Source organism: Micromonospora sp. NPDC005237 (assembly GCF_040607775.1).
In the GTDB taxonomy this organism is placed as follows: Bacteria; Actinomycetota; Actinomycetes; order Mycobacteriales; family Micromonosporaceae; genus Micromonospora.
Genome location: NZ_JBEXHJ010000004.1, coordinates 307370 through 320239, shown reverse-complemented (window position 1 = coordinate 320239; position 12870 = coordinate 307370). Strand labels below are relative to the sequence as shown.

The 12870-nt window shown below is 72.2% G+C and carries 13 protein-coding genes; 8 read left to right on the top strand and 5 right to left on the bottom strand.

Annotation, left to right across the window (positions count from 1 at the left end; translation table 11 throughout):
• Nucleotides 1–347 precede the first annotated feature (347 nt).
• The 3 genes from ABZT87_RS13970 (at nt 348) to ABZT87_RS13960 (ending at nt 1998) form a co-directional block, all read left to right on the top strand.
• Nucleotides 348–1160, top strand: a complete 813-nt coding sequence (locus ABZT87_RS13970; RefSeq protein WP_355135719.1) for a helix-turn-helix transcriptional regulator — start codon at nt 348–350, stop codon at nt 1158–1160.
• On the top strand, nt 1151–1333 hold the full coding sequence (locus ABZT87_RS13965) for a DUF397 domain-containing protein (RefSeq protein ID WP_355135717.1): 183 nt from the start codon (nt 1151–1153) through the stop codon (nt 1331–1333). Before ABZT87_RS13970 ends, ABZT87_RS13965 begins: the two co-directional genes overlap by 10 nt.
• A gap of 80 nt (nt 1334–1413) precedes the next feature.
• Nucleotides 1414–1998, top strand: coding sequence for a GNAT family N-acetyltransferase (locus tag ABZT87_RS13960; protein WP_355135715.1), 585 nt, complete (start codon nt 1414–1416; stop codon nt 1996–1998).
• Here the strand turns inward: ABZT87_RS13960 and ABZT87_RS13955 are convergent.
• On the bottom strand, nt 1965–2510 hold the full coding sequence (locus ABZT87_RS13955; RefSeq protein WP_355135713.1) for a CGNR zinc finger domain-containing protein: 546 nt from the start codon (nt 2508–2510) through the stop codon (nt 1965–1967). The genes ABZT87_RS13960 and ABZT87_RS13955 overlap by 34 nt on opposite strands.
• 86 nt (nt 2511–2596) lie before the next feature.
• Here ABZT87_RS13955 and ABZT87_RS13950 point away from each other — a divergent pair, with 86 nt between their 5' ends.
• From ABZT87_RS13950 to ABZT87_RS13940, 3 genes are all read left to right on the top strand, one after another.
• A complete protein-coding gene (locus tag ABZT87_RS13950) occupies nt 2597–3553 on the top strand; it encodes a DMT family transporter (RefSeq protein ID WP_355065015.1) in 957 nt (318 codons plus the stop codon).
• Between the two features lie 13 nt (nt 3554–3566).
• Nucleotides 3567–4289, top strand: coding sequence for an HAD family hydrolase (locus ABZT87_RS13945; RefSeq protein WP_355135711.1), 723 nt, complete (start codon nt 3567–3569; stop codon nt 4287–4289).
• A gap of 97 nt (nt 4290–4386) precedes the next feature.
• Nucleotides 4387–6072 (top strand): S8 family serine peptidase, encoded by a 1686-nt coding sequence (locus ABZT87_RS13940; RefSeq protein ID WP_355135709.1) that lies wholly within the window; start codon nt 4387–4389, stop codon nt 6070–6072.
• Between the two features lie 173 nt (nt 6073–6245).
• Here ABZT87_RS13940 and ABZT87_RS13935 read toward each other — a convergent pair whose 3' ends face one another.
• Together ABZT87_RS13935 and ABZT87_RS13930 are read right to left on the bottom strand one after the other, a co-directional pair.
• Nucleotides 6246–7454 (bottom strand): DUF559 domain-containing protein, encoded by a 1209-nt coding sequence (locus ABZT87_RS13935; RefSeq protein ID WP_355135707.1) that lies wholly within the window; start codon nt 7452–7454, stop codon nt 6246–6248.
• A gap of 233 nt (nt 7455–7687) precedes the next feature.
• A complete protein-coding gene (locus ABZT87_RS13930; RefSeq protein ID WP_354857394.1) occupies nt 7688–8344 on the bottom strand; it encodes a helix-turn-helix domain-containing protein in 657 nt (218 codons plus the stop codon).
• Nucleotides 8345–8407: 63 nt separating this feature from the next.
• Between ABZT87_RS13930 and cysS the strand changes: the two genes are divergently transcribed.
• Both cysS and rlmB read left to right on the top strand, forming a co-directional pair.
• Nucleotides 8408–9823: a cysteine--tRNA ligase gene (cysS, locus tag ABZT87_RS13925; protein WP_355135705.1), complete on the top strand. Its 1416-nt coding sequence runs from the start codon at nt 8408–8410 to the stop codon at nt 9821–9823.
• Nucleotides 9823–10956: a 23S rRNA (guanosine(2251)-2'-O)-methyltransferase RlmB gene (gene rlmB, locus ABZT87_RS13920; RefSeq protein ID WP_355064359.1), complete on the top strand. Its 1134-nt coding sequence runs from the start codon at nt 9823–9825 to the stop codon at nt 10954–10956. Before cysS ends, rlmB begins: the two co-directional genes overlap by 1 nt.
• Before the next feature lie 50 nt (nt 10957–11006).
• Here rlmB and ABZT87_RS13915 read toward each other — a convergent pair whose 3' ends face one another.
• Together ABZT87_RS13915 and ugpC are read right to left on the bottom strand one after the other, a co-directional pair.
• The gene (locus ABZT87_RS13915) at nt 11007–11594 is read right to left on the bottom strand and encodes a hypothetical protein (protein WP_355135703.1); all 588 of its coding nucleotides are present in this window, start codon (nt 11592–11594) and stop codon (nt 11007–11009) included.
• Between the two features lie 170 nt (nt 11595–11764).
• Nucleotides 11765–12856, bottom strand: a complete 1092-nt coding sequence (gene ugpC, locus ABZT87_RS13910; RefSeq protein WP_354857386.1) for a sn-glycerol-3-phosphate ABC transporter ATP-binding protein UgpC — start codon at nt 12854–12856, stop codon at nt 11765–11767.
• Between the last annotated feature and the right edge of the window lie 14 nt (nt 12857–12870).

Below are 12870 nucleotides of genomic sequence, written 5' to 3'. Positions count from 1 at the left end.
GTCGTGCCGGGTCGGTGTGGTCGGGCCGGGTCGGTGTGGCCTGGTCGGGGGTGGCCTGGTCGGTGTGGTCGGGTCGGTGCGGCCTCGCTGGGGTGGTGGGGTCGGGTCGGGTTGGTTGGTCGGTCTGCTGGGTGGGGCGGGACCGCCCGGCACGGGGGATCGGGCGGTCCCGTGCGACGCCCCCGGGCCCGGGCGACGGGGAGCGGTGCCGCACTTCACAGTCTGGTGATCGGGCGACTACGGTCGGAAGGGTTTGGCCGGGTCGTCACAGCCGTCCTGTTTCCGGTGGTGACGCCGCTGGCGGCGGGCTGGAGTTGATCGTCGACGGGGTGGAGAGGCGGCGGGTCATGGCCGATGGGCAGATGACGGCGGCGGCGTTCCTGGTCGCGGAGCTGCGCCGGGCGCGCGTTCGCCGGGGCTGGAGTCAGGACGAGCTGGCCAAGGCGGTCAACTACTCGCCGTCCATGGTCAGCGCCGTCGAGCTGGGCCAGCAGCCGCCGACCGCCAAGTACCTGGAACTCGTCGACCGTGCCCTGGACACCGGCGGCCTCTTCGGCCGCATGTCCACCGAGCTGGTCAGCATGGACCGGACCCAGCCGTGGCTACGCGGCTGGCAGGCGCTCCTGGAGCAGGCACGCACGGTCCGCTGGTACGAGCCCCGGTATGTACCCGGGCTCTTCCAGACCGAGGGATACGCGCGCGCGGTCTTCGAAGCTGGCGGCCTGCTTGCCTCTGACGAGGTCGAACGGCGAGTGACCGAGCGGATGGACCGCCAGGACGTGCTGCACAGCGAACGTGCGCCGCAGATCGTGGCCGTGTTGGACGAGGCAGTGCTGCGGCGACGGGTGGGCGAGCGGAAGGTGATGCGCGATCAGGCGCTGCACCTGGCCAGCATCGCCACCGGGCACCCTCGGGTCCGGCTGCACGTGGTGCCGCGATCCGCCGAGGAGTACCCGGGGCTCGGCGGACCGTTCGCGCTCGCAGCCCTGCCCGACGGCACGGAAGTGGCCTACCTGGACAGCCAGGTTCGCGGCCAGGAGCTGGACCAGGAGCAGGATCTGGCGCGGTTGCAGCGGGTCTGGGAGGCTACCTTGGGCGAAGCCCTGCCCCCGCAGGCTTCCATCGAGTTGATGAGCGAGGTGGCCGAATCGTGGAGTTGACGGGCGCTCGGTGGCGCAAGAGCAGCCGCAGCAACCAGGACGGCAACTGCGTCGAGGTGGCTACGAACCTTGGGGGCGTGGTCGGAGTGCGAGACAGTAAGGACCCGGACGGGCCCGTGCTCGTGGTCGACGCGTACTCCTGGCGGCTCTTCGTGGTCGCGCCCCCGCGCTGACGCGACCGCCCTGCCCGCGACGGTGGTCGCGGGTCGGAAAAGACGTCGACGGGTCGTCGGGCGGGCGCGATGATCCGGTCATGGATGGCGATGACCTGGTTCCTCCGGGGACCGAGCGGCTGCGGTTGCGGCGGCTGAGCGTGGCCGATGTGGACGCGTTGGTCGAGTTGGACAGCGACCCCGAGGTGATGCGTTTCCTCACCGGCGGCGTCGCAACCCCGCGTGCCACCGTCCGGGACGAGCATCTGCCGAAGCTGCTCGCCCAGTACGACAGTCATCCCGGCCTCGGTCGGTGGGCGGCCGTCGATCGGGAGACGGGTGACTTCCTGGGCTGGTTCGCCCTCGACCCGTCCAAGGACGGCACCGAGGCCGAGCTGGGCTACCGGCTGCGCCGCTCGACGTGGGGGCGCGGCCTGGCCACCGAGGGGTCGCGGGCGCTGGTCCGGTACGCCTTCGACACCGTGGGCGTGCGTCGGGTGTGGGCCGAGACGATGGCGGTCAACGAGCGGTCCCGGCGGGTGATGGTGAAGGCGGGGCTGCGCTACGTGCGCACCTTCCACCTTCGGTTCGACGACCCGATCCCGGGGACCGAGCACGGCGAGGTGGAGTACGAGCTACTTGCCGACGTCGCTCAGGGCCGGCCGGCGGCCCTGCGGGCCCGGTAGGCGGTCACCGCCGCGCGGTTGCCGCAGCCGGCCTCGCAGAACCGCCGTGACCGGTTGCGGGACAGGTCGATGACCACGTTGTCGCAGTCCGGGTACTCGCAGACCCGCAGCCGGCTCAGCTCGCCCATCCGGACCAGGTCGGCGATCGCCATCGCCGCCTCCACCGCCATCCGGGTGGCCAGCGGCGCGTCGCGGGGCACGGCATGCAGGTGGTACGGCTCGTCGTCATGCTCGATGAGCTGCGGCAACGCCCGGTGCTCCAGCAGCAGGGCGTTGACCATGGCGACGACCTCCGGCGGCTCGGCGTGCCAGATCCGGCGCAGCCGGGGGCGTAACTGCCGCACGGCGCGCAGCTCGGCGTCGGTGTGCTCGTGCCGCCCGCTGTAGGCGTGCCGAGTGAAGAACGCGTCCAGCGCGGCGACGTCGGGCAGCAGCTCGCCGTCGCGGCCCGCGGTGTTGACCAACGCGGTGGCGGCGATCAACGAACATTCGGTGTCATGAGCGAATAGCAACTTGACTCCTGTCACGATGGCCGCCTAGCGTCATGAGCACAAGGATAGTTTGCTCATGACACCGTGTCGTCCCCGAGGAGCGCGAGATGCAGTCACGACCCACCGCCGGCGCCGCGCTGGCGCTGCTCTCCGCGGTCACGTTCGCCACCTCGGGCACCTTCGCGCGGTCGCTCATCGAAGCCGGCTGGTCGGCCGAGGCCGCCGTCGTCGCCCGGGTCGGCGTGGCCGCCCTGGTGCTGGCGATCCCCGCCCTGCTGTCCCTGCGTGGCAGGTGGCACGTGCTGCGGAGCAACAGCGGGGCGGTCGTGATGTTCGGGCTGCTCGGGGTGGCGCTGGCGCAGGTGTGCTTCTTCAACGCCGTGCGGTATTTGCCGGTCGGCATCGCACTGCTGCTGGAGTACCTGGGCATCATCCTGGTCGTCGGCTGGATGTGGCTGCGGCACGGCCAGCGCCCCCGGCGGCTCACCGTGGCCGGTTCGGCCGCCGCTCTGTGCGGGCTGGCCTTCGTCCTGGACCTCACCGGCACCGCCGGCTTCCACCCGGTCGGCGTGGTGTGGGGGCTGGGTGCCGCGTTCGGCCTGGCCGGCTACTTCGTGCTCGCCGGCCGGGTCGACCCCCGACTGCCCTCGGTCGCCATGGCCAGCGGCGGGATGGCCGTCGGCGCAGCCGTGCTGCTCCTCGTCGGGCTGACCGGTCTGCTGCCGCTGCGCGCCACGTTCGGCGAGGTCACGTTCGCCGGGCACCGCACCACCTGGCTGCTGCCCATCGTCGGGCTCACGCTGGTCGCCGCCGTGATCGCGTACCTCGCCGGCATCGCCGGCACCCGGATCCTCGGCCCCCGGCTGTCGTCGTTCGTCGGGCTGACCGAGGTGCTGTTCGCGGTGCTGATCGCCTGGCTGTTCCTCGACGAACTACCGACCGCCTGGCAGCTCTTCGGCGGTGCGCTGATCGTCGCCGGGGTCGCCCTGGTGCGCCTCGACGAACTGCGCGGTACGCCAGCGCCGGCCAACCCCGAGCCTGCGCTGGCGACCACCCCGCGGTGAGAGAGTGGTTGCCGTGCTGACCACCGTGGTGTTCGACGCCGACGAGACCCTGCTGGACCTGCGGCCGGCGGTGACCGCCGGGCTGGTGACCGTCCTCGACGAGATGCGGCGTCGTACGCCGGACGCCGCCGACGTGACGCTCGCCGAGCTGGAGTCCGACTGGGGCGCGGTCTTCGGCGAGTTGAGCGCCGCCCCGGTGCTGGAGATCCGCCGGGCCGCGCTGGCCCGGTCGCTGGCCCGCGCCGGGCTCGACGACCACCTCGACGAGATCGCCGCCCTCTTCTTCGCCCGCCGTTTCGCCCTCACCCGACCCTTCCCGGACGTCCCGCCGACCCTGGCCGCGCTGCGCACCCGGTACACGCTGGGCTTCGCCACCAACGGCAACAGCCGCGCCGAACGCTGCGGGCTCGCCGGGGAGTTCGCCTTCGAGATGTACGCGCACGAGAACGGCCTGCCCAAGAAACCCGCTCCGGAGTTCTACGCGGCGGTGGTCGCGACCGCCGGGGTCCCCGCCGAGCAGATCGTGTACGTCGGTGACTCGTGGGAGCACGACGTGGTGGCACCCCGGCGGGCCGGCCTGCGGTCGGTGTGGCTGAACCGGTACGGGCTGCCCCGCCCGGCCGGCTTCACCCCCGACGCGGAGGTGTCCACCCTGGCCGACCTGCCAGTGGTCCTGTCGGATCTGGCGGCGAGGTCGTCCGACCGGGTGGACGTGGGCATCGAGCCGGGAGGATGAAGGAGAGATTCACCGCCATAACGGACGTCCACCTGGCGTAAACCGGGCGGGTGTTGTGTGATGGCTGCCACGTCCCTCAACGAGAGGATCCGATGTGGTGAGCAAGCGCTTCACCGCCGGTGCCGTCGCGACCGCGGCAGCACTGGCACTTACGGCAGCGGGCCTGGGTGTACCGGCCAGCGCCGCGCCGAGCACCTCCCGCACCTTCACCGTCGTGGCCGAGGACGGCTTCGCCGCCGACACGGCCGTCGCCGCCATCCAGGCAGCCGGCGGCACGGTGGTGTCGCGGTCCGACGAGGTCGGCATGTTCCAGGTCACCAGTGATCGGGCCGACTTCGCCGCCAAGGCGACGGCAGCCCCGAGCCTGATCGGTGCCGCCGAGCAGAAGGCCATCGGCCGCAAGCCGAAGCTCGACCGGGTCGAGCAGGAGCACCTGATGGCGGCGTCGGTCGCAGCGGGCACCGCGGCCCGGCACGGCGCAAAGATGGACCCGCTCGACGACAAGCTCTGGGGCCTGGAGATGATCCGGGCCGACAAGGCCCGCAAGGTCGAGCCCGGCGACCGCCGGGTGACCGTCGGCGTGCTGGACACCGGCGTCGACGCCAGCAATCCGGACATCGCGCCCAACTTCAACTGGGCGTTGTCGCGCAACTTCGCGCCCGACCGGACCGACGTGGACGGCCCGTGCGAGGTGCCGAGCTGCCTCGACGCGGTAGGCACCGACGACGGCGGGCACGGCACCCACGTGGCCGGCACCATCGGCGCGGCCGCCAACGGCTTCGGCCTCTCCGGTGTCGCCCCGAACGTGTCGCTGGTCGAGCTCAAGGGCGGCCAGGACTCCGGCTACTTCTTCCTCGACCCGGTCGTCAACGCGCTGGTCTACGCCGGCCGCTCCGGGATCGACGTGGTCAACATGTCGTTCTACGTCGACCCGTGGCTCTACAACTGCACCGCCAACCCGGCCGACTCCCCGGAGGCGCAGGCCGAGCAGCGGGCCATCATCAAGGCCATGAAGCGGGCGCTGGTCTTCGCCCACAACAAGGGCGTCACCCTGGTCGGCGCGCTCGGCAACAACCACGAGGACCTGGGCGCGCCGCGTACCGACACGTCCAGCCCGGACTACGGCGCCGACCCGTACCCGCGCCCGATCGACAACAACAGCTGCTGGGACCTGCCCACCGAGGGCCCGCACGTCATCGGTGTGTCGTCGGTCGGCCCGTCCGGCAAGAAGTCGGACTTCTCCAACTACGGCACCGAGCAGATCTCGGTCGCCGCGCCGGGCGGCTGGTTCCGCGATGGCTTCGGCACGGACACCTACCGTGCCGACGCCAACATGATCCTGTCGTCCTACCCGAAGCACGTGCTCCAGGAGGAGGGCTCGGTCGACGCCGACGGCAACATCGTCGCCGGGTTCGAGGAGTCCGTCTTCAAGCAGTGCAAGGCCAACGGTGAGTGCGGCTACTACACCTACCTCCAGGGCACCTCGATGGCGTCCCCGCACGCCGCCGGGGTCGCCGCGCTGATCGTCAGCCGGTACGGCAAGCCGCAGGGCCGGGGTGGCTTCGGCCTGTCCCCGGACCAGGTGGAGCAGCACCTCTACCGCACGGCGGCCGAGCACGCCTGCCCGGAGCCGCGCCTCCAGCAGTACCGCAACGAGGGCCGGGACGAGACCTTCGACGCGTACTGCGCCGGTGGGGTCAACTTCAACGGCTTCTACGGGTACGGGATCGTCGACGCCTACGCGGCGGTGACGACCCCGCTCAAGCCCAACGCCCGCCCGTAAGACACCACCGCGAGGCCCGGTCGACGCTGGTCGACCGGGCCTCGCTGTGTCCCGGCCACCCATGCCGGCCTCCCCGGGCTTGATCCACTCGGGTTCCTTGATGGCGGGGTGTCGCGGGCCCGGGGACAGCCCGACTTCCAGGAACCCGAGTGGATCACGTACGCCCCGGGTGGTCACCGCCGCCAGCCGCGGGCATTCAACGCGGCGCGCACCTCGTGGAGCACCGTCGGGAACTCGGCATGCATTCGTCGACTGGTCACGTGCAGCACCAACCAACCCGCGCCGACGAGCAGGTTGAGTCGTCGGCGATCGCGGTGCAGCTGATCGGCATCGGCGTGCCACTGCCCGTCGTACTCGACCGCTACCCGGTATTCCGGCCACGCCAGGTCGGGATGAAGGATCACGCCGTTGGGCAGGCGTACCGGATGTTGAACAACGGGACGTGGCAGCCCGCCCAGCACCAACCGCACCCGCAGCTGCGATTCCGGCGGGGACTGGGCCCCGCCGTCAGCCAGGTCGAAGAGCCAGCTTGCTCGGCGATTCCCCGCCCGGTTCGCGTTACGAGCAGCCGCCTCGATCAGCGCGGCACGATCGGCCAGCCCCTGCCCGAGCAACGCGTCGATGATGCTGACCGCTCGGATCGGGTCGAGCCAGACTGCCGTCTCCCAGGCGGCCTGTTCGGGGTCGGAGCGGGGGATCGAGCCGCGCGGGAACCGGAGAGGCTCGGCGGCCGTTCGGCTGTCACCCCACCTGACCCCCACCGGGCTGCCCGGTCCCGCCGCCACCGCGCGCCCCCGGGGCCGCCGCGCGTCCACGGGGCGGGTCGCGCCTGTTCGGGGCGCAAAGCCTGGGCCGGGCGGGCGTTCCGATCCGGGTGGGCGGGGCGTGCCGGTGGGGTGGGCTGTTCGTGGAGAGCCTGCGGCGGCCGGCTGCTCTGGTCCCGATCGGCGGGTCGTGCCGGTTGGGGGTCCTGCTTTCGGCGCACCGCTCGTGCCCGGGGAGGTCACCAGCCGCTCGCGCGAATCCGGGTCGAGGGGCGCAGGGTGGACGTGCACGCGGAGGCCGCGTTGCGCGCCGACCCGTAGCGATCGGGGCACGAGGACGTGCACGTCGTCGGTGAAGGCGGCGGCATGTTCGATGCCGTGCAGGAAGGCGGCCGACGGGCCCCCGACGACCACCCCGGGCGGTAGCCGAAGGAGCGCGGCGCGACAGGCCAGGGCGTGGTCCCGGTCCAGTCGGGCGTCGGCGTAGATGTCGTGGCGCAGCCGCACCCACGCGGCGCTGCGCAACTGGTGCTCGCTGAGAAGGCCGGCCCGGACAGCGTCGGAGCCACGGAAGACCTGCCAGGTGAGGGCATCGGGTCGGTACGGACGAGGTGGCATGTCGAACAGCGTGCGGACCGCGAACCACCCGCCGAAACCCCTGTGGACAACCCGCTCCGAGCCTCCGTCGGCCCCTGTGGACAACGGTGAGCCCACGCACCGATCGTGGTATGGCACCCAGCGGTGATCGACTCGCGTTCATGGAAATCGGGCTGTCGCTGGTGCTCGGATGCCGCGCTTTGCATGAACCCGAGTCGATCAAGCCCCAGGCCGCCAGGCGGTCGGCGGGGAGGTCAGCGGAGGGCGGCGGTGACGGCTGTGGCGGCGGCGAGCACCTGGGGGCCGATCAGGTCGACGTCCAGCGGGGCGAGCGCGACCACCCCGACGCTGGCCTCCAGACCTGGTACGCCGAGCACCGGCGCGGCCACCCCGTACGCCCCGGACTGCAGCTCCCCGCTGCTGCTCACCGGCTCGGCGGCGCCGCCCCGACCGGCCAGGATCGCCCGACCCGCGGCACCCCGGTCCAGGGGATGCCGCGCCCCGGTCCGGTACGCGACGTGGAACGACGTCCAGCTCGGCTCGACCACGGCCAGGGCGACGCCCTCGCCGCCCTCCACCACGGTCAGGTGTGCCGTGGCGCCGGCCTGCTCGGCGAGCCGGCGTAGCGCGGGCAGCGCCCCCTCGGCGAGCAGCGGCTGGGCGCGTCGGGCCAGGTGCAGGACCCCGGCGCCGAGGCGGAGCCGGCCGTCGCTGTCGCGGCGCAGCATGCCGTGCCCGGTCAGCGGGCCGACGAGCCGGTAGACGGCCGCCCGGCCGATGCCGAGTCGCGTCGCCACCTCGGTGACGGTCAACCCGGCCGGCGCGTCGGCGACCAGGTGCAGCAGTCGCAGACCCCGGTCGAGAGTCTGGGACGTCTCCCCGGCCCGGCCGGACCCCGCCGTCTCATCCACAGCACGCAGCGTACGACCCGGCACCGGCGGGCTCGGACAGGCGCGGACGGCTACCCTTGTACGGTGACGCTACGCCTGTATGACACCGCCACCCGATCGGTGCGGGACTTCGTCCCGCGGGAAGCCGGCAAGGTGGGGGTCTACCTGTGTGGTCTCACCCTCCAGGCGCCGCCGCACATCGGCCATCTCCGCTCCGGCGTCAACTATGACGTGCTGCGCCGCTGGTTGCTGGCCGCCGGCTACGAGGTCACGTTCATCCGCAACCTGACCGACATCGACGACAAGATCCTCGTCAAGGCGGGGGAGCGGGGTCGGCCGTTCTGGTCGATCGCGTACGCCAACGAGCTGGTCCTCGCCGAGTCGTACCAGGCGTTGAACGTGCTGGCGCCCACCTACGAGCCGCGCGCCACCGGGCACATCCCGGAGATGCACGAGCTGATCACGAAGTTGATCGCGGACGGGCACGCGTACCCGGCCACCGACGGCTCCGGTGACGTCTACTTCGACGTGGCGTCCTGGCCGGCGTACGGGTCGCTGTCGGGTCAGTCGCCGGACGCGATGCAGTCGGCGGGGGACGCCCCCGACCGGGGCAAGCGGGACCCGCGCGACTTCGCCCTCTGGAAGGGCGCCAAGCCGGACGAGCCGGCGGACGCGTACTGGCCGTCGCCGTGGGGGCTGGGCCGCCCGGGTTGGCACATCGAGTGCTCGGCGATGTGCTGGCGCTACCTCGGCCCGGAGTTCGACATCCACGGCGGTGGTCTGGACCTGACGTTCCCGCACCACGAGAACGAGATCGCCCAGTCCCAGGCGGCCGGGTTGCCGTTCGCCCGCTACTGGGTGCACCACGGGCTGCTCAGCATCGGCGGGGCCAAGATGGGCAAGTCCGCCGGCAACGCGCTCGACCTGGCGTACGTGGCTTCGCTCGGCGTGCGTCCGGTGGACCTGCGCTACTACTACGCCGCCGCCCACTACCGCTCGGTGATCGACTACTCGGAGGACTCGCTGCGCGACGCGGCCACCGCGTACCGGCGGATCGAGGGTTTCGTGCAGCGGGCCGCCGAGCGGGTGGGCACCGGGCAGTTCGGTGAGCTGCCGGCCGGCTTCGTCGCGGCCATGGACGACGACCTCAACACCTCCGCCGCGCTGGCCGTGCTGCAACAGCACCTGCGCGACGGCAACACCGCGCTGAGCACCGGCGATGATGTGACCGTCCGCACCACCCTGGCCGCGGTACGGGCGATGCTGGATATCCTCGGCATCGACCCCTTCGACGAGGCCTGGACCGGTGGCGGCAGCTCGAACGATCTGCGCGCCGTGGTGGACTCCCTGATCGCGCTGGCCCTGGAGCAGCGCGCGCAGGCCCGGGGCCGCAAGGACTGGGCCGCCGCCGACGCGGTACGCGACCAGCTCAAGCTGGCCGGCGTGGTGGTCGAGGACACACCCCAGGGCCCCCGTTGGACTATTGGAGAGCAGGACTGATGGCCGGCAACTCGCAGCGCCGTGGCCGGCGTCTGACGCCGAAGGCAGGTGCCCCCAAGGGCACCGGCGGCAAGAACAAGGACTCCCTCGCCGGACGCGGGCGCACTCTGCCCGCCGACGAGCGGCCGTGGCACAAGGGTTACTCGGGCACCGAGAAGCTGCCGCAGCGCACCGCCTGGAAGCAGGACAAGGAGCGCCGGGCGGCGGCCGAGGAGGGGCGTGCCCCGAAGATCGGTCAGCCGGGCAGCAAGGACACCACCTGGGGCAAGGGTGGTGGCCGGGGCGTACCAGCGAGTCGGGGTGGCGCCGCGGGTCGGGGTGGTCGGCCGACCGCCGGCCGGACCGGTCCCCGGGTCGCGCCGGGGCGCAAGTCCAACCCGTCCAAGGACACCCCGGAGCTGCTGGTCGGGCGCAACCCGGTGCTGGAGGCGCTGCGCGCCCAGGTGCCGGCGACGGCGCTCTACGTCGCCCAGGGCATCGACATGGACGACCGGATCAACGAGATCATCCGGACGGCCGCCGACCGGGGCATCGCCAACCTGGAGATCAGCCGCGCCGAGCTGGACCGGATGACCGGCGGCGTGCTGCACCAGGGCGTCGGCTTGCAGGTGCCGCCCTTCGCGTACCAACCCTTCGAGGACATGGTCGCCGCGGCCCTGGAGCAGCAGGCGCCGCTCCTGGTGGCGCTGGACGGGGTCACCGACCCGCGCAACCTGGGCGCGGTGATCCGTTCGGCCGCCGCGTTCGGCGCGCAGGGTGTCTTCGTACCCGAGCGGCGGGCTGCCGGGATCACCGCGACCGCCTGGCGGACCAGCGCCGGCGCGGCCGCGCGGGTGCCGGTGGCGCAGGTCACCAACCTGACCCGGTCGCTGAAGGCGTGCCGGGACGCCGGCTTCATGGTGGTCGGCCTGGACGCCGACGGCGACACCGACCTGTACGACCTGGAGGCCGCTGTCGGGCCGCTGGTGGTGGTGGTCGGCTCCGAGGGGCGCGGGTTGTCCCGGCTGGTCGGCGAGACCTGCGACCTGACGGTGAGCATCCCGATGATCTCCGAGGTGGAGTCGCTCAACGCCAGCGTGGCCGCCGCGGTCACCCTCGCCGAGGTCGCCCGCCGCCGCTCGGTCGAGCTGTAACGACGTTCGACGAGGCCCCTTCCCGCCCGGTGCGGGAGGGGGCCTCGTCGTCAGATCTGGTGGGTCCAGGCGACGAAGAGCAGCGCCCCGGCCACCGCGATCAGCAGCGTGACCGGAATCAGCCACGCCGGAGCCCGTTCCCCGTCGAGACGTCGGGTCAGCCGCTGGTGCACGGCGGCGATGCCGATCAACGCGAGCAGGGCTGCGGCGGCCATCGGCAGGCCGACGAGGAAGTGCGCCAGCCACGCGCCGGCCCGGGTCGGACCACCCCAGGAGTGGTCGTACGGACCGCTGTCGACGATGCCGTACAGCACGCCGCGCAGCACCATCAGCAGCTCGACGCCGAGTGGCACGAGGGCCACGACGCCGAGCAGCAGACTGAGCAGCCCGTGGCCGAGCACCGCGACCGGGCCGGGCCGCCGGCCGGTTGCGGGCGTCGGCGGCGCTCCGAGCAGCCCGGTACGCAGGGTCCGCCACCGCGCGGCGGCGGCACCGGCCCCAGCCACCGGGGCGGTCACCAGCGCGAGCAGGGCGACCGGCACCAGCATCGCGCAGTAGGCGAGGCTGTGGCCGGCCAGGCGGGCGGTCCGGTACGGCCGGGAACGGATGGTCGGGTGAGCGGTGGCGGTGGCGGACACGGCGTCTCCTCGGGTTGGGCGTGCCGCGACGCTACGGGCGCGGCCCGCCCTGCCGAGTCACCCCGCGGAGCCACATTGGTGCTGGCACCGCGGGGTGAGAAGCCGTCCCCGGGTACGACGAAAGGGGCGGCCCGCCGAAGCGGACCGCCCCTTTGCGGTACTTCGTTACGTCAGATCCGGCTGCCGGTGGCGGCGTGGAAGACGTGGCTGCGGCCGGTGCGCGGCTTGACGAACACGGTGTCACCCATGTTCGGCATGGTGCGCCGGTCGGTGCGGACGACGAAGCGCTCCGAGTTGCCGCCCAGCGCGGCGTGCCCGTAGACGTTGGCGTCCGAGCCGAGGTCCTCGACCAGCTCGACGACGACCGGCATGCCGCCCTCGGTCGGGCTGACCAGGTCGCAGTCTTCCGGGCGGAAGCCCACGGTCACGTTGCCGTCGCCACCCTCGGCGCGGGCCGCGGCGACCTGCTCGCGGGTCAGCGGGATGTGCAGCTCGGCGAACTCGGCGCCCTGCTCGTTCAGCGGAACGGTCTTGATGTTCATGGCGGGGGAGCCCATGAAGCCGGCGACGAACACGTTGGCCGGGGTGTCGTACAGCGCCCGCGGGGTGTCCACCTGCTGGAGGACACCGTCGAGCAGCACGGCGACCCGGTGGCCCATGGTCATGGCCTCGACCTGGTCGTGCGTGACGTAGACCGTGGTGACGCCCAGCTTGGCCTGCAGCGAGGCGATCTGGGTACGGGTCTGCACCCGCAGCTTGGCGTCGAGGTTCGACAGCGGCTCGTCCATGAGGAAGACCTGCGGCTCGCGGACGATCGCCCGGCCCATCGCGACACGCTGACGCTGACCGCCGGAGAGCGCCTTCGGCTTGCGGCTGAGGTACTCCTCCAGCTGGAGCAGCCCGGCCGCCTCCTTGACCCGCCGGTCGATCTCCGACTTGGAGGTCTTGCGCAGCTTGAGGGCGAACGCCATGTTCTCGTACACCGTCATGTGCGGGTAGAGGGCGTAGTTCTGGAAGACCATCGCGATGTCGCGGGCCTTCGGGGGCAGGTGGGTGACGTCGCGCTGGTCGATGTAGATCGAGCCGGCGTCCACGTCCTCCAGGCCGGCGAGCATGCGCAGGCTGGTGGACTTGCCGCAACCGGAGGGGCCGACGAGAACGAGGAACTCGCCGTCGCCGATCTCGAGGTCCAGCTCGTTGACGGCGGGACGCTCGGTGCCCGGGTAGATCCGGGACGCCTTGGAATAGGTGACCGTAGCCATGGTGGTGCGCTTCC